Source organism: Nesterenkonia maliinae, assembly GCF_051262655.1.
Taxonomy (GTDB): Bacteria; Actinomycetota; Actinomycetes; order Actinomycetales; family Micrococcaceae; genus Nesterenkonia.
In genome coordinates this window covers 114176-130732 of the sequence record NZ_JBIMEY010000003.1, presented here as the reverse complement: position 1 = coordinate 130732, position 16557 = coordinate 114176, and the positions used below count along the sequence as shown (strand labels likewise).

Genomic DNA, 16557 nt, shown 5'->3' with positions numbered 1-16557 from the left:
GTTTCTGTGTTCTATGGCACAATTCTCTCTTGTGCAATATTCCACCACCTGGAAACATGCCTGATACACAATCATTGCGTGTCGCAAACTGGCGGTAACAGTAGGGGAGTAGATTATTGCGCAACCCGAGGTCAGGCCCCGGATTGCAGGATCACACGCGCTTTGCATCGATCATCGAGTGAGGGAATCACATGAGCACCACGAGTGCATACATCATGGCGGCTGCCGCGGAGGAATCCGTTCTGCAGCAGACCGCCACCACCGTTGACGGGTGGTTCGCGGGAATCGCAGACGGATTCGCCGCCATCATCTTCGCCACCATCCCGCTGGGCGGCTATGACGCACCGATCGTGGTGCTCTGGTCGATCCTTGCGGCGATCGGCTTCTCCATCTATTTCGGCTTCGTGCAGTTCCGCACCTTGCACGTCAGCCTCGAGGTGCTGCGCGGGAAGTGGACCACTGAGAAGGATCCCGGTGAGGTCTCACACTTCCAGGCGCTGACCTCTGCGGTCTCGGCGACGGTGGGCCTGGGCAACATCGCCGGCGTCGCGGCAGCCGTCTCCATGGGCGGCCCGGGAGCCACCTTCTGGATGATCATCGCCGGCCTCTTCGGCATGTGCACCAAGTTCGTCGAGTGCACCCTCGGCGTGAAGTATCGCTACATCGACGAGAACGGCGTGGTCCACGGCGGACCCTTCCAGTACCTCAAGGTGGCCTACCACAAGCTGGGTCGCATTCCGGTGGCCATCATCACCGGCCTCTTCGCCATCGCCATCATGCTCTTCGGCGTGGTCGGCGGCGGCATGTTCCAGGCCAACCAGGCCTTCGGCCAGCTGCGGGCAGCCACCGGCGGCGAAGATGGCATGTTCGGCTCTGATCTTGCGGCCCTGATCTTCGGCATCGTGTTCGCAGCCCTGGTCGGCGTCGTCGTCATCGGCGGCATCAAGTCCATCGGTTCTGTCACCGCCAAGCTCGTGCCCGCCATGGCCATCATCTACGTCGGTGCCTGCCTGATCGTCATCGCCGTGAACTTCGCCAACATCGGCGACGCCTTCGGCGCGATCATCGATGGAGCCTTCTCGCCTGAGGGCATCTCCGGCGGCGTGCTCGGTGTCATCATCATCGGTGTCACCCGCGCAGCCTTCTCCAACGAGGCCGGCATCGGCTCTGCTCCGATCGCCCACTCGGCAGTGAAGACTCGCCGCCCGATCTCCGAGGGCTTCAACGCGGCGCTCGAGCCCTTCATCGACACCGTCGTGATCTGCACCATGACCGCACTGGTCATCATCTTCGCCTGGACCCCCGAGTACCAGGAGGCCCTGGATGCAGGCTCCGCCGAAAACCCGGTGGCACTGACCTCCGCGGCCTTCGACTCCTTCCTGCCCGGCTTCAACATCGTGCTGACGGTGGCAGTGCTGCTGTTCGCCTACTCCACGCTGATCACCTGGTCCTACTACGGCATCCAGGCCTGGCGCCACCTCTTCGGGACCACCAAGGTCGGTGACGCGATCTTCCGCAGCATCGCGCTGCTCCTGGTCGTCATCGGCTGCCTGGTCTCGACCAACAACATCTTCAGCTTCGCCGACTCGGCGCTGTTCATGTGTATCTTCATCAACGTCATCGGCCTGGTCATCCTTGCCCCGAAGGTCAAGGAAGAGATGAAGCAGTACCTGGCAGATCGCAAGGCCGGTCGTCTGCTGGAGGATCCGGAGCCGCTTCCTCACGAGCTGGCGGAGCGCCGCTGATCCTGACACCACAGCGCGAGAGATCGCGCTGAGCAGCGAAGAAGCCCGGTGACACCTCTCGAGGGGAGAGGAGTCGCCGGGCTTCTTCGTGCCCATGGCCTGTTCCTGGACCAGACCGGGAGTCAGCGTGCGCACGGGCCGCCGCGGACGCCGTCGCGGTCATCTTCGAGGTGTCAGACCTCGCGCAGGAAGAACGGGAATTGTGCGGACTTCTCGGGCAGGAAGAAGTCCCGCTCGGGCATCGCGCGGAAACCCTCCGAGCGATAGAGCGCGTGCGCGTTGGTCATCGAGGTCAGGCTGCACAAGGTCAGCGCCCGGATCTCCGGCCGCGACTCGGCGACCCCGATGATGTGGCGCACCATCGCCCGGGCGATGCCGCGGCCCTGATACTCCGGCGCCACGGCCAGCATCCGAAACTCCATCTCACCGGCCCGGGCCACCTCGGCCATCGGCCCACCGGCATCGGTGACCGCCACCGAGGCGGCCACCGCCGCGCCGTCGTCGGTGGGGACCTCAGCGACGAGCAGCTGGGAGGCTCTCGCGCGGGTCTCGACGTCGCTCAGATGCGCGATGTAGGAGTCCCCGGCGGTGAGGAAGCCGCCGTCGACATAGGCCGCGACGGTCAGCTCGGCGATCCGGTCCCAGTCGGCCTCGGTGGCGGGACGGACCCGCATCGGGGCAGCGCTTCGCAGGAGAGGGCTTCGTGGGGCAGGGCTGTGCTGGCCTGAAGGCTGGTCCACGGCGCTCAGCGGGTCAGCGGAGCTGGTGAGAGCTCGCTGGGGTCGATGCCGATGTCCCCGATCACGGTCCAATCCGGGGTCTCGCTGCTGTCCGCCGCGATCGGGCGGCGCACGAAGACGCCGGCCTCTTCCGCGATGAGTGCTCCGGCGGCCCAGTCGTGCTCCCAGATGCCGTACTCGGCGTAGGCGTTCTGGGTGCCGTCGGCCACCATGCAGATGTCCAGGGCGGCGGCCCCGAGTCGGCGCATGTTCCCGAAGTGGGGCAGCATCGCGGTGACCGCGCGGGTCTGTTCGGCGCGTCGGTCCGGGTCATAGCCGAAGCCGGTCGAGAGCAGACCTGCGTCGAGCCCGCCGGTGGGTCCGCTCAGCCGCGTCGGCTCGGAGTCGCCGTGGGTGCTCCAGGCACCGGCTCCAACGCTGGCCCACCAGATCCGCGAGAGCGCCGGAGCCACGACGACGCCGGCCAGCCAAGTGCCATCGGGGCCCTGCAGGCCCACCGAGGTGCCGTAGTAGACGATCCCACGGACGAAGTTCGTGGTGCCGTCGAGCGGGTCGATGGACCAGCGGTAGCCGCTGGGCTCCGCCGGTGTGGTGGTGCCGTACTCCTCACCCGAGACCTCGTCGGAGGGGCGACGCCGGTTGATCACCTCGCGCACGGCCTGCTCGGCGCGCCGGTCGAAGTCGGTGACCAGGTCGGAGGCGGAGGACTTCGTCTGCACCCCGGAGTGCTCCTGGCCCAGGACCAGTCCCGAGGGGGACACGTCTTCACGTTCGGCCAGAACGCCGGCGCCGGCGGCGGCCGCTTCGTGGGCGATCTCCAGCAGGTCCTGCAGCTTCTGCGGACTCAGCTTCTGTGGATTCACATTCTCAGGCTTCGGCATCGTCATGCATCGTCCAATCCGTCGGGACCCTTGTTCAGCAGTACAGTGAACGCTTCTTCATCGAGGACCGGGACGCCCAGCGCCTCGGCCTTCTCGAGCTTGGTGCCGGCGTTGGCACCGGCCACCACGTAGTCGGTCTTCTTCGACACCGATCCGGCGGCTCGTCCGCCGCGGGTGATGATCGCTTCCTTGGACTCATCCCGGGAGTACCCCTCCAGGGATCCGGTGACGACCACGCTGAGTCCCTCCAGGGTGCGCGGGGCGGACTCGTCGATCTCATCGACCGTCCGGACCCCGGCCTCGGTCCAGCGATCCACGATCTGGCAGTGCCAGTCGGTGCTGAACCAATCGCGCAGCGTGGTCGCCATCCGCGGGCCGACCCCGTCGATCCCGGCGAGCTCCTCCTCACTGGCGGCGCGGATCTTCGCCATGGAGCCGTAGGCGTTGGCCAGCGCCCGCGAGGCGCTGGGGCCCACATGCCGGATCGAAAGCGCGACCAGCACCCGCCACAGCGGCTGGGCCTTGGCCTTCTCGAGCTCGGCGAAGAGCTGGACGGTGTTGGCGGTGGGCTCGGAGGCCTTCTTCACCGTCCCATCCTTGGCCAGCTGCGCCTTGGTGAAGAAGTACAGTGCGGGCGCCCACTTCCCGGTGGACTCGCGCTGGCCGGTCTGCTCATTCTTGCGCCGGGTCTCTCGCCAGACGTAGACGTCCTTGAGGTCCTCGACCCGCAGGTCGAAGAGCCCGGCCTCGCCGTGGAGCACCGGCTCCTGGGGAACGGGGGCGCGGTCCCCGTCGAGGTCCAGGCTGATGCCCGAGGCATCGGTCTCCTCCCAGTCGATGAGTTCCGGGATGGGGCGGCGCAGGTCCGGGTTGGTCAGCGCCAGCCCGGCCTCCTCGCCGAGGGCCTCGATGTCCAGGGCGCCGCGTGAACCGATGTGGATGACCCGCTCACTGACCTGGGCGGGGCAGCTCTCGGCGTTGGGGCAGCGGTAGTCGACGTCGCCCTCCTTGGCCGGAGCGAGCTCGGTGCCGCAGATCGGGCAGTGCGTGGGGAAGCTGAACTCGACCAGCTCCTGCTCTCGGTCCTTCCGCGCCGCCAGCACCGGCCCGACCACCTCGGGGATCACGTCCCCGGCCTTGCGCACGATCACGTCGTCGCCGATCAGCACGCCCTTGGCCTTGACCACATCACGGTTGTGCAGGGTGGCGCGGGAGACCACCGAACCGGCGACCTTCTTGGGCTCCAGGACGGCGAAGGGGGTGACCCGGCCGGTGCGCCCGACGTGGACCATGATGTCGAGCAGCCGGGTGTGCACCTCCTCCGGCGGGTACTTATACGCCGCGGCCCAGCGCGGCACCCGGGAGGTATGTCCCAGTCCGCGCTGCTGGGCAAAGTCATCGACCTTGATGACCACCCCGTCGATCTCGTGGACCAGCGCGTGGCGCTTCTTCTCGTGCTCGTCGAGGTACGCCTGGATCTGGTCGTAGTCATCGAGCAGCGCGGTGTAGGGGCTGACCGGCAGCCCCCAGGCGGCGAGCTGCTCATAGGCGGCGTGCTGGCTGCCGGGTTCGAAGCCGGTGCGCGCGCCGATGCCGTGGACGAACATCGACAGCGGCCGCTCGGCGGTCTTGGCGGGGTCCTTCTGCCGCAGCGATCCGGCCGCGGCGTTGCGCGGGTTCGCCAGCGGGGCCTTGCCAGCCTCGGTGAGCCCGGCGTTGAAGGCGTGGAACTCCGCGGTGGGCATGAAGATCTCCCCACGGACCTCCAGCTCCTCCGGGTGGTCGGTCCCGGCGAGCTCGGCCGGGATGTCCTCGATGGTGAGCACGTTATGGGTGACGTCCTCCCCGGTGGTGCCGTCGCCGCGGGTGGCGGCGCGGATCAGCTTGCCGTCGCGGTAGAGCAGGTTGATCGCCAGGCCGTCGATCTTGACCTCGACCAGCCACTTCACGGTCTCCTCGGGGCGCTGGGTCGCCAAGGAGGCGCTCGCCCGGTCATACCAGGTGCGCAGTTCGGATGGAGTGAACACGTCTTCGAGGGAGTAGAGCCGCTGCAGGTGCTGCACCGGGGAGAAGGCCTCGGCCACCTCGCCGCCGACCTCCTGGGTGGGGGAGTCCACGGCGACGATCTCGGGGTGCTCGGCCTCGATCTTCTCGAGGCGTTCGAAGAGGACGTCGAACTCGGCGTCGGAGATGACCGGATCGTTGTCCTGGTAGTAGGCGATCCGATGCTTGCGCACCTCCTCGACCAGCTGCATGTATTCCTCACGCACCGCGTGGGAGGGGACGGCCTCGGAAGAGTCAACGACGGGGTTCTCGGTTGATTCGCTCACTCGAATGAGTCTAGTCCTGACTAGGGTGTGACACATGGCTTTCATCAAGCACGCTCCTGCCGATCACCCGCAGGCCACCATGGTCGAGGCCGCCGGACTGCGCTGGCTCACCCAGGCCGCCCGCGACGGCGGGGCACCAGTGGTATCAGTCATCACTGCGAGGCCCGGCACCGGCTCAGACCTCGGTCAGCTGGTACTGGAGGAGCTTAGCTCCGCGAGCCCGGACGCCGCTGCGGGTCGACGCTTCGGCGCCGCGCTGGCCCGGACCCACGACTGGCTGGCCTCCCAGGCTCCGGCCGCCGACCAGGCGGGTCCCGACCGGGCTCGCTCCGACCAGGCGCGTGCCGACCAGGTCGGCTCCGACCCGGCGCGTTCCGACCAGGCCGGCCGCGGGGAGGAGATCGGCTTCGGGGTGCTGCCCCCGGAGCATCCGACGGCGACTCCGGCCTATTTCGGGCCCGCCGAGCAGCCGCTGGCACTGGGTGTTCGGGTGCACAGCTCCTGGGGCGCCTTCACTGCGGCAGAGCGTCTGGACCCGGTGCTGGAAGCGCTGGAGCCCAACATCGAGTCAGCAGATGCGAAGCTGCTGCGCGCGGCGCGAGACCTGATCGGCTCCGGCGCGCTCGACGACGAGGAGCCCCCGGCGCTGATCCACGGGGATCTCTGGGCGGGAAACGTGCTCTGGACCCCCACTGGGGCGGGAGAGGTGGAGGGAGTGCTCATCGACCCGGCCGCCCATGCCGGACACCGGGAGACCGACCTCGCGCTGCTGCACCTCTTCGGGCTGCCGCAGCTCGACGCGGTGATCAGCGGGTATCAGCAGGAGCACCCGCTGCGCGCGGGCTGGCAGGAGCGGGTCCCGCTGCATCAGTTCTTCTGCCTCGCCGTGCACTGGCTGCTGTTCGGTTCCAGCTATCGCGGGCCCACGGTGAGCGCCGCGGAGTCGGTGCTGCGGCTCTGAGCGGGGCTGTTCGCGCTGGCCGGTCAGCGCTGCAGGGTGTCGCGCAGCGCCTCGATCGGTCCGCGGACCTGGGCGAAGGACTCGTCGAAGACCTCATCGGGCATCATGTACGGGTCCACCACGTCGTCCGAGGACGTGGGCGACTGCGCGTGCTCACGCTGCTCAGCGACCAGCGGCACCAGTGCTGCGAGCTTCTCCGCCGTGGTCTCCGCGGACACCAGGGCCTCGGTCAGGGCAGCCTCGTCGAGGGACTCGAGCAGCCGCGCGAACTCGCGCAGCGTGAAGACCTTCTGTGCACTGTCCGGAACATCACTGAGGATGTCGCGCACGTGCCCCCGGGTGGCGGTCAGCACGAGATCGGAGCGGCGGATCATCTCCGGCTCCAGCTGTTCCGCGACGAAGTCAGCTGTGTCGGCGCCGTAGTGGGCCAGCCGATCCTTCATCTGGGCCTCCATGTCATCTCCGACATGAGCGTGCGTGCCGGCCGAGAGCACCGCGATGTCGTCCTGGGTCGCAAAGACATGCGCCAGCAGGCGATCCATGGCGGGGGAGCGGCAGATGTTGCCGGTGCAGACGGCGAGCAGGGTGTAGGTCTCAGTCATACCTTCCATCTGACCACACCCACCGGCTCCCAGCAGACCTAGACTCTTGAGCGTGAAGCCAACGACGCCGGAGGTCTCCGGTCCACAGCCAGCCAGCGCCCCCGGGCCTGACGCCGCGCCCGCTGCCCGCCACGCTGCCGGCCCGACCGCCGGCTCTGCCGCCCCGTCGGGAGCGGGCCTGCCGGTGTCGCGGCGCTTCCTGGGCTGGGAGCTCGCCATCGTGCTGGGTCTCTCGCTGGGCCGATCCGCCGTCTACGCGGTGCTGCAGCTGGCCGAACGGCTGAGCCTGGCGCCGCTGGCCGAGCAGAGCGCCACCGTACAGACCTCGCGGTCCCGCGCGGAGTTCTTCGATCTCAGCTATCAGGTGCTGGACTCGCTGTTCGCACTCTTCCCGGTGGCGCTGGTCTTCTATCTGTTCTTCCTGCATGGGATGAACCCGTTTCGGCGCTTCGGACTGGACCTGCGCCGACCCATGCGGGACCTGAGCCTCGGCGTCGGGCTCTTCCTGATCATCGGGCTGGGCACCCTGGTGGTCTACGGAGCAGGACGGGCGGCGGGGATCACCACCGAGATCATCCCGGCCGACGTCGGGGAGCATTGGTGGACCTCCCCGGTGCTGATCCTGGCAGCGCTGCGGCATTCGCTGCTCGAAGAGGTGATCATGGTGGCCTACCTCTTCGACCGCGCCCGCAGGATCTGGCCCCGGGTGAGCATCTGGATGATCATCCTCGCCGCAGCGGTGCTGCGCGGGGCCTATCACCTCTACCAGGGCTTCGGACCGGGCATCGGGAACCTGCTCATGGGGGTCATCTTCGGGTGGCTCTATCACCGCTACGGACGAGTCATGCCGCTGGTGGTCGCCCACCTGCTGCTCGACTTGGTCGCCTTCCTCGCCTTCCCGCTGGTGCTGCAGCTCGCCCAGCTGGAGTAGTCGCCGGGAGGCGAGGTCTTCGCACCGGCGGCCGCGGCCGAATCGGCCGCTGCAGACACACGTGGGGCCCTGACCGAGAACGGTCAGGGCCCCACGTGTGAGGAGTCAGACGAGATCAGTGATCCTCGTCCTCGTCCTTCTTCTCGACCACGAGGGTCTCGGTGGTCAGCACCAGGGCCGCGATGGAGGCGGCGTTCTGCAGAGCAGAGCGCGTGACCTTCACCGGGTCGATGACGCCGTCGGCGATCAGATCGCCGTAGACACCGGTCTTGGCGTTGAAGCCGTGGTTCGGCTCAAGCTCAGAGACCTTGGAGGCGACGACGAAGCCGTCCTCGCCGGCGTTCTGAGCGATCCAGCGCAGCGGCTGGACCAGCGCTCGGCGGACGATGCCCACAGCGGCTGCGGCGTCTCCGGAGAGCGCCTGAACGTCCTCGTCCTCATCCAGCACGGAGAGGGCGTTGATCAGCGCCGTGCCGCCGCCGGCCACGATGCCCTCTTCCAGAGCCGCACGGGTGGAGGAGACGGCATCTTCGATGCGGTGCTTGCGCTCCTTGAGCTCCACCTCGGTGGCAGCGCCGACCTTGATGACGCCGATGCCGCCGGAGAGCTTCGCGAGACGCTCCTGGAGCTTCTCGCGATCCCACTCGGAGTCAGAGGCGTCGGCCTGGGCCTTGATGGTGGCCGCGCGAGCGTCCACATCTTCCTTGGACCCGGCGCCGTCGACGATGGTGGTCGCATCCTTGGTCACGGTCACCCGACGTGCGGTGCCCAGTGATTCCAGATCGACCTGATCGAGCTTCAGGCCCAGATCAGGAGAGATGACCTGTCCACCGGTGAGCACTGCGATGTCCTCAAGCATGGCCTTGCGGCGGTCCCCGAAGCCGGGAGCCTTCACCGCGACCACGTTGAGCGTGCCGCGCAGCTTGTTGACCACCAGGGTGGAGAGGGCCTCGCCCTCGACATCCTCGGCGATGATGAACAGCGGGCGCTTGGCCTGCAGGACCTTCTCCAGCACCGGCAGGAACTCTGCCATGTTGGAGATCTTGCCCTGGTTGATCAGGATCAGCGGATCTTCGATGACCGCTTCCTGGCGCTCAGGATCGGTGACGAAGTGCGGGGACAGGTAGCCCTTGTCGAACTGCATGCCCTCGGTGATCTCCAGCTCGGTGGAGGTCGAGGACCCCTCTTCGATGGTGATCACGCCGTCGGTGCCCACTGCGTCGAATGCACGAGCCAGGAGTTCACCGACCTCGTCGTTCTGCGCGGAGATCGCGGCCACGTTGGCGACCTGCTGGCCCTCGACGTCGCGAGCGTTCTCGCGCAGACGGCGGGTCACAGCGGCGACCGAGGTCTCGATGCCGCGCTTGATCTCGCTGGGTGCCGCACCGGCCGCGACGTTGCGCAGGCCTTCCTTGACCAGGGCCTGGGCCAGGACCGTTGCGGTGGTGGTGCCGTCGCCAGCGACGTCGTTGGTCTTGGTGGCGACTTCCTTGGCCAGCTGCACGCCAAGGTTCTCATAGGGGTCCTCGACCTCCACCTCACGGGCGATGGTGACGCCGTCGTTGGTGATGGTCGGTGCGCCCCAGGACTTGTCCAGGACTACATTGCGGCCTTTCGGGCCGAGCGTGACCTTGACCGTGTCTGCAAGCTTATCGATGCCGGCTTCCAGAGCGCGGCGTGCAGCATCACTGAATTCAAGCTGCTTTGCCATGGGTTACTGCTCCTTTGAGAGGGTGAGAATCGGATCGTGATGAGGTCCGTGAAGAGCCTTCAGCGGTCCGTTCTTACTTCTCGATGATGGCGAGGACGTCGCGGGCGTTGAGCACGAGGTACTCTTCGCCGCTGACCTTGACCTCGGTGCCGCCGAACTTGGAGTAGATGACGACGTCGCCCTCGGAGACGTCAACCGGGATGCGCTTGCCCTTCTCGTCGAAGCGACCTGGGCCCACGGCGACGACCTTGCCCTCCTGGGGCTTCTCCTTGGCGGTGTCGGGGATGACCAGACCGGAAGCGGTGGTCTGCTCTGCTTCCAGGGGGCGAACAACGATGCGATCCTCGAGAGGCTTGATGGAGACTGACACGTCAGTACTCTCCTTTGCGTGGTGTGGATTCGGTTTATCAGCACAGGCCCGTGCTGAGCCTCCCGGTGCGTCCGGGGTGCTCGACGAGCCGAAATCTGTCGCACGCCTTGGGAGTGGCCAACCGTCGTCGCGGTGCCGGATGGTGCCCCGTCAGGCTGATATCCGCGGGTTGACGACCCGCAGACAAGCTGGCACCCGAGGGTCTCGAGTGCTAGGTGAAACTTTATAGACGGGCTTAGCACTCGGTCAAGCAGAGTGCTAAAGCTTTGGCTCCGGGCGGACGCGGACGGGACGTAGACTTGACGCTGAGCCAAACGCTTTCGACCTCGAGAGGCACCACCGTGACTGAACCTCATCAGCAGCCGAGCGCGGCCGGCGCCGCGGAGCACGATCCCTTCGGCTTCGTCGGACTGACCTACGACGACGTCCTGCTGCTCCCCGGCGCGACCGACGTCATCCCCTCCGAAGCAGACACCGCGACCCGGTTCTCCCGGAACATCGTGCTGCAGTCCCCGGTCGCCTCGGCCGCGATGGACACCGTCACTGAGGCGCCGATGGCCATCGCCATGGCCCGCCAGGGTGGGATCGGCATCCTGCACCGCAACCTCTCCATCGAGGATCAGGCCCGCCAGGTGGACAAGGTCAAGCGGTCCGAGTCAGGCATGATCAGCGACCCGGTGACGATCACCCCGGACGCGACCATCGCTGACCTCGACGAGCTCTGCGCCCACTACCGGGTCTCCGGCCTCCCCGTGGTCGACGGCGAGTCCAAGCTGCTGGGCATCATCACCAACCGCGACACCCGGTTCATCCCGCATGAGCAGTACCTGACCACCAAGGTCTACGAGAAGATGACCCCGCAGCCGCTGATCACCGCCCACGTCGGGATCCCCAACGAAGAGGTGCTGCGGATCTTCTCCGAGCACCGCGTGGAGAAGCTGCCGCTGGTCGATGACCACGGCGTGCTCCAGGGACTCATCACCATCAAGGACTTCGACAAGGCCGACCGCTACCCCCAGGCCACCAAGGACGAAGAGGGCAGACTGCGCGTCGGCGCCGCCGTGGGCTTCTTCGGCGAGGGCTTCGAGCGCGCCATGACCCTGATCGACGCCGGGGTGGATGCTCTGGTGGTGGACACCGCCAACGGCCACACCCGCGGCGTGCTGGACATGATCGCCCGGCTCAAGGCCGAACCCGCTGCGGCCGGGGTCGATGTCATCGGCGGCCAGGCGGCCACCCGCGAGGGGGCCCAGGCGATCATCGACGCTGGAGCCGACGCGGTCAAGGTCGGCGTCGGACCGGGCTCCATCTGCACCACGCGCATCGTCGCCGGCGTCGGCGTGCCCCAGGTCACCGCCATCTACGAAGCATCCAAGGCGGCCATCCCCGCCGGGGTTCCGTTGATCGCCGACGGCGGCCTGCAGCACTCCGGTGACATCGGCAAGGCGCTGGTCGCCGGTGCCGACTCGGTGATGCTCGGCTCGCTGCTGGCAGGCTCCGCCGAGTCCCCCGGGGACCTGGTGTTCTACAACGGCAAGCAGTTCAAGGCCTACCGCGGCATGGGCTCCATGGGTGCGATGCAGACCCGAGGAAAGAACACCTCCTTCTCCAAGGACCGGTACTTCCAGGCGGATGTGCCCACCGATGAGAAGCTCATCCCCGAGGGCATCGAGGGCCAGGTGCCATACCGCGGCCCGCTCGAGGTGGTGTTCCACCAGCTCACCGGAGGCCTGCGGCAGACCATGTTCTACGTGGGCGCGCACACCATCGACGAGCTGAAGTACAAGGGCAAGTTCGTGCGGATCACCTCTGCCGGACTCAAGGAATCGCACCCGCATGACATCATGATGACGGTGGAAGCGCCGAACTACCGGCGCTAGTAAAGGAGCAGCTTTGAGCAACGAGATCCCCATCGGCCTGGCGAAGAACGGTCGCCGGGCCTGGGCTCTGGACGATGTCGCCATCGTCCCGAACCGACGCACTCGCAGCCCCGCAGACGTGAGTCTGGACTGGCGCATCGACGCGTACAACTTCTCCATGCCCGTGATCGGTGCGCCGATGGACTCGGTCATGTCACCGGCCACGGCCATCGAGCTGGGCCGGCAGGGCGGTCTCGGGGTCCTCAACCTCGAGGGTCTCTGGACCCGCTACGAGGACCCGGAGCCGGTGCTTGCGGAGATCGCGGCACTGGGCGCCGACGAGGTCTCCGCGGAGAACACCCGTCGGCTGCAGCAGCTCTACTCCGAGCCGATCAAGGCCGAGCTGATCACCGCACGGCTGGCCGAGATCCGTGAGGCCGGCGTCGTCGTCTCGGGCTCGCTGACACCTCAGCGCACCCAGGAGTTCTACCGCACGGTCATCGAGGCCGGCGTGGACATGTTCGTCATCCGCGGCACCACCGTCTCGGCCGAGCACGTCGCCCAGAACGGTGACCCGCTGAACCTCAAGGAGTTCATCTACGAGCTCGACGTGCCGGTGATCGTCGGAGGGGCGGCCGGGTACACGCCCGCCCTGCACCTGATGCGCACCGGTGCCGCCGGCGTGCTGGTGGGCTTCGGGGGCGGCGCGGCCACCACCACCCGCCGCGCGATGGGCATCCGCGTGCCGATGGCGACCGCGATCAGCGACATCGCCGCCGCCCGACGGGACTACCTGGACGAATCCGGCGGCCGCTACGTCCATGTCATCGCCGACGGCGGGATGGGCTCCTCCGGGGACCTGGTCAAGGCCCTCGCGATGGGCGCCGACGCCGTGATGCTCGGCACCACCCTGGCCCGCGCCGAAGAGGCACCCGGCCAGGGCTGGCACTGGGGCCTCGAAGCGGTGCACCCGGACTTCCCCCGCGGCCACCGCACCCGGGTCGGGACCGTGGCGCCGCTGCAGGAGGTGCTCTGGGGCCCCGCCCACCACACCGACGGGTCCTCGAACCTGATGGGCGGCCTGCGCCACGCGATGGCCTCCACCGGGTACGTGGACCTGAAGTCCTTCCAACGCGTGGACGCGATCGTCTCCCCGATGGGCCAGCAGACCCGCTGAGGCGCTCTCCCTGAGGCAACCCTGCGGCAAAAAAATCGTAGGGCTGTGGGATGTCGTAGAGCTTAAGCCCTACGACATCCCAACAGCCCTACGATTTTTTCGTAGAGGGAGGGGCTGGTTCAGCAGCTGCCGGACTTCTCCCAGGGGCCGTAGCGGTTTCCGGGCTCCTGATTCCGGGTGTACCACTTCGCGGTGTAGCTGACTCCTTCGTGCACGATGGTCTCGCCGCCGTCGAACTGTGAGCTCGGGGCCCACTGCGGCAGCGTCTCATCGCCGCACGCGGTCGGCGTGCCGACCTGCGACCAGGCGCTCCAGGGAGAGGCTCCGGGCTCCTGGCGCTGCGTGTACCAGAGCGCCCGGTAGACGCCTCCGTCATGGCTCACGGTGTCACCCTGGGTGTAGACCGTTCCGGAGTCCCAGGCCTGGTGCTCGGGAGTCTCGTCGTCCCCTTCGCCCGGCGTTGAAGGTCCGGAGAGCGCCAGGTCAGCGAGGATCGGGTCGTGGTCGGAGGAGCGCCACTGGTCCGGAGTGTAAAGCAGGGTGCCCACCGAGTTGTACCGGCTGTACTCCAGCGCCAGCGGCTCTACGGCGTTGATGTTCCAGATCTCGGTCTGGGCGACGTCGGCCGCGGCGGCCTCAGAGGCGAAGAGGTGATCCAGGGATCCCACCGCGCCGTCGAACATGTAGCTGTACCCGCCGGTCTCGGCGGAGAGGTTCGCGTAGCCAGCCTCGGCGATGACCTGTACCGGGTCCTCCATCTCATAGGAGTTGAAGTCGCCCATCAGGAAGACCTTCTCGGTCTCGGCGTCCTCTTCGAGCGCCTCGGCGAAGGCCACCAGCGCCTCCGCCTGACGGACCCGGTCCCCGTTGAAGGAGCCCTGCCCGTTGGTGTCGGCGTTGTCTCCGCTGCCGCTGCCGCCCTTGGACTTGAAATGGTTGACGATCGCGAGGAAGCTCTCGTCGTCCTCAGCCGCGCTGCCCTCGGTCCCGCCGTCCACCGGGGTGAACTCCTGGGCCAGAGGTTCGCGGGCGTTGGAGAAGATCGCGTCCAGATCGAGCTCCCCGAGGGTCTCCTGGTCCAGGTCCGCGACCCCGTCCTGGAAGAGGATCCGGGAATCGCCCACGGGCGCCACACGATCGGTGCGGTAGATGAATCCATTGCGGATCACGTCCTCCACGGCGGGCACCTGCTCCGGGGACTCCACGTAGTCCCAGGTGCCGGCGCTGCCTTCGGCGTCGTTCAGCGCCTCGACCAGCGCGGCCAGCGCCCGGTCGCGATCACCGTCTTCGAAGAAGTGCCGGGTGTTCTCGATCTCCTGGAGCGCGACGACGTCGGCGTCGAGCCCGGAGATCGCCGCGACGATCTTGGACTCCTGACGATCGAAGCTCGCCTGGCTGTACGCGCCGCGGGCATCGCAGAAGTCGTTCGTGGTGGGTTCGCCGTCGATGTCGGTGTAGAACTCACAGCCCGGCTCGTCCTCGCCGAGCGAGATGAAGTAGTTGAGCACGTTGAATCCGGCGATGCGCACGTCTCCCTCGCGCTCGGCCGGGGACTCGTTGCCTTCGCGGGTGTTCTCGAAATCCGCGGGCTGGAACTGCTCGGCAGTCTCGGGAGTCAGCTTCGAGCGCGGCTGCAACCTCCATTCCTCGAAGCGGTAGTCCATGATCACGTCGGTCTGCCAGAGCACCTCGGCGCCGACCCGGATCGGGTCCTCGATGGTCAGGTACGGAAGGGGCAGTGCGCGGTCGGTGCTCCAGGCCTGCCAGGAGATCGACGCCGCGTCATCGAGGTAGATGACCCGCTCGGCGTTCTCCGCGGCCAGCGCCTCGGCCTCGGGACCTGGTCGCACGGCCGAGGTGGGGTTCACCAGCGGCTCCTCGCCGAGCACGATCCCGATCTCCCCGTACTGGTTCAGCGTGTAGTGGTCGGTGACCGTGTAGGTGCCCTGCGGGTCCAGCAGCATGCCCAACAGCGATTCACGCTGCTGCGCATCCTCCGGGACCTCGAGGGAGGCCGGCTTGACCGCTTCGAAGGGCTCGTCCTCGATCACGGCAAGCTCATGATGCGGAGTCTGCGTGGACCCGGGGTAGAGCGCGATCTGCGGGTTGTCGAAGTAGACGGTTGCGTCGCCGGTGATCTCCACAAAGTCACCGATCTGCACCAGGTGCTCGGAGACCGCCGTGGGGGAGTAGACGAAGATCGCGTCGGAGGTCTCGTGGCTGCGCAGGTCGACGTCGCCGCCGGAGCCTGCGGTCTGGATGTAGAAACCGTTGAAGCTCTGCTCGGCGGGGTAGACCGCGGTGACCACGCCGCGGGTGGTCACCGCGAGGTCATCGTCCTCGGAGTCCAGGGTCGCGTTGATGTCCGCGATCTCAAGCTCACTGGGCTCGACCGGAGTCGGGGGCTCGGTCGGCTCCGGCTCGGTCGGCTCCGGCTCCGTCGGCTCCGGCTCGGTCGGCTCGGGATCAGTAGGTTCTGGGTCCGTGGCCTCCGGCTCGCTCGGCTCACCGGCGGTGTCCCCGGCGGCATTGGTCGGGGAGGGCTCGGCGCGGGTGAAGTCTGCCGAGTTGTCATCGGTGTCCACGCCCTGAGTCCGGGTGATCGAGGTCGTGTTCGTGGCGGCGGTGGCCGGCGCCGTCTCGAAGGTGTTGGTGGTGCCGAAGCCCAGCAGGTCCGCGACCTGGTCATGGTCCACCACCGACTCCAGCGGCAGATCGCTCAGCGTCTCCGAGGTGGAGGCGAGGACGTAGGTGCCGCCGGCCGCAGCGCCGATCGCAGCACCCGTCTGGGCATCCGGGGTGGGCAGTGCGGCGCCGTCGCCGTTGTTGCCGCCGCCCTGGATGAGGTAGTGGCCCCCGGGGGCGATCTCGCCGCTGAGCTCGATGGTCGAGCTGGGCGAGCCCGTCGTCGTCCTGGCGCGGTACTGCAGCGACCACTCGCTGAGGTCCACGGCCGCTTCGCAGGTGTTCAGCAGCTCCACGAACCGGTGGGAGAGCGCGGCTGATCCGCTGCCGCCGTTCGGGAAGGCCTCGTTGATGACGACGCAGTCGGCACCGGTGGGGCTTCCCGCCTCCTCGGGGGCAGGTGTCGCGGTGGAGCCGAAGGCGGGCGCCGGAGCGAGCAGGGCTGCACTGAGCCCGAGAGCGGCTAGTGCGCGGGGGAGCGGTCGTCGCCGCCCAGGCGGGGCGGTCTGCCGGGGGATGCTCATCAAGGGGAAATCCTCTTCCATTGATGGTGAACGTCTCATGC

General features: G+C 67.6%; 12 protein-coding genes. 5 read left to right on the top strand and 7 right to left on the bottom strand.

From position 1 onward, the window contains the following. Positions 1-191: 191 nt before the first annotated feature. Entirely contained in the window at positions 192-1745 is a 1554-nt protein-coding gene (locus ACHAA4_RS07495) for an alanine/glycine:cation symporter family protein (RefSeq protein ID WP_435773570.1), read from the top strand. A 173-nt stretch (positions 1746-1918) separates the two neighbouring features. Here the strand turns inward: ACHAA4_RS07495 and ACHAA4_RS07490 are convergent, their stop codons facing one another. The 3 genes from ACHAA4_RS07490 to ligA form a co-directional block, all read right to left on the bottom strand. Beyond that, positions 1919-2419 carry a GNAT family N-acetyltransferase gene (locus ACHAA4_RS07490; RefSeq protein ID WP_435773569.1) on the bottom strand — a complete coding sequence of 167 codons (501 nt, stop codon included), beginning with the start codon at positions 2417-2419 and terminating at the stop codon, positions 1919-1921. Between the two features lie 71 nt (positions 2420-2490). Beyond that, a complete protein-coding gene (locus tag ACHAA4_RS07485) occupies positions 2491-3366 on the bottom strand; it encodes an inositol monophosphatase family protein (RefSeq protein ID WP_435773791.1) in 876 nt (291 codons plus the stop codon). Positions 3367-3368: 2 nt separating this feature from the next. After that, the gene (gene ligA, locus ACHAA4_RS07480) at positions 3369-5696 is read right to left on the bottom strand and encodes an NAD-dependent DNA ligase LigA (RefSeq protein ID WP_494337969.1); all 2328 of its coding nucleotides are present in this window, start codon (positions 5694-5696) and stop codon (positions 3369-3371) included. A gap of 34 nt (positions 5697-5730) precedes the next feature. Here ligA and ACHAA4_RS07475 point away from each other — a divergent pair, with 34 nt between their 5' ends. Continuing rightward, positions 5731-6657, top strand: coding sequence for a fructosamine kinase family protein (locus ACHAA4_RS07475; RefSeq protein ID WP_435773568.1), 927 nt, complete (start codon positions 5731-5733; stop codon positions 6655-6657). Positions 6658-6680: 23 nt separating this feature from the next. Here the strand turns inward: ACHAA4_RS07475 and ACHAA4_RS07470 are convergent, their stop codons facing one another. Beyond that, positions 6681-7268 carry an arsenate reductase/protein-tyrosine-phosphatase family protein gene (locus ACHAA4_RS07470; RefSeq protein ID WP_435773567.1) on the bottom strand — a complete coding sequence of 196 codons (588 nt, stop codon included), beginning with the start codon at positions 7266-7268 and terminating at the stop codon, positions 6681-6683. A gap of 43 nt (positions 7269-7311) precedes the next feature. Between ACHAA4_RS07470 and ACHAA4_RS07465 the strand changes: the two genes are divergently transcribed. Beyond that, positions 7312-8190: a CPBP family intramembrane glutamic endopeptidase gene (locus ACHAA4_RS07465; RefSeq protein ID WP_435773566.1), complete on the top strand. Its 879-nt coding sequence runs from the start codon at positions 7312-7314 to the stop codon at positions 8188-8190. A gap of 115 nt (positions 8191-8305) precedes the next feature. Here the strand turns inward: ACHAA4_RS07465 and groL are convergent, their stop codons facing one another. Both groL and groES read right to left on the bottom strand, forming a co-directional pair. Then, positions 8306-9901: a chaperonin GroEL gene (groL, locus tag ACHAA4_RS07460; RefSeq protein ID WP_435773565.1), complete on the bottom strand. Its 1596-nt coding sequence runs from the start codon at positions 9899-9901 to the stop codon at positions 8306-8308. Positions 9902-9974: 73 nt separating this feature from the next. After that, on the bottom strand, positions 9975-10271 hold the full coding sequence (gene groES, locus ACHAA4_RS07455) for a co-chaperone GroES (RefSeq protein WP_058887472.1): 297 nt from the start codon (positions 10269-10271) through the stop codon (positions 9975-9977). A 341-nt stretch (positions 10272-10612) separates the two neighbouring features. Here groES and guaB point away from each other — a divergent pair, with 341 nt between their 5' ends. Together guaB and ACHAA4_RS07445 are read left to right on the top strand one after the other, a co-directional pair. Next, complete coding sequence (gene guaB, locus ACHAA4_RS07450; RefSeq protein ID WP_435773564.1) at positions 10613-12151, top strand: IMP dehydrogenase; 1539 nt, start codon at positions 10613-10615, stop codon at positions 12149-12151. A gap of 13 nt (positions 12152-12164) precedes the next feature. Beyond that, the gene (locus tag ACHAA4_RS07445; RefSeq protein ID WP_435773563.1) at positions 12165-13307 is read left to right on the top strand and encodes a GuaB3 family IMP dehydrogenase-related protein; all 1143 of its coding nucleotides are present in this window, start codon (positions 12165-12167) and stop codon (positions 13305-13307) included. A 119-nt stretch (positions 13308-13426) separates the two neighbouring features. On the opposite strand, the gene ACHAA4_RS07440 is transcribed toward ACHAA4_RS07445, so the two are convergent. Beyond that, a complete protein-coding gene (locus tag ACHAA4_RS07440) occupies positions 13427-16516 on the bottom strand; it encodes an ExeM/NucH family extracellular endonuclease (protein ID WP_435773562.1) in 3090 nt (1029 codons plus the stop codon). Positions 16517-16557: the final 41 nt, after the last annotated feature.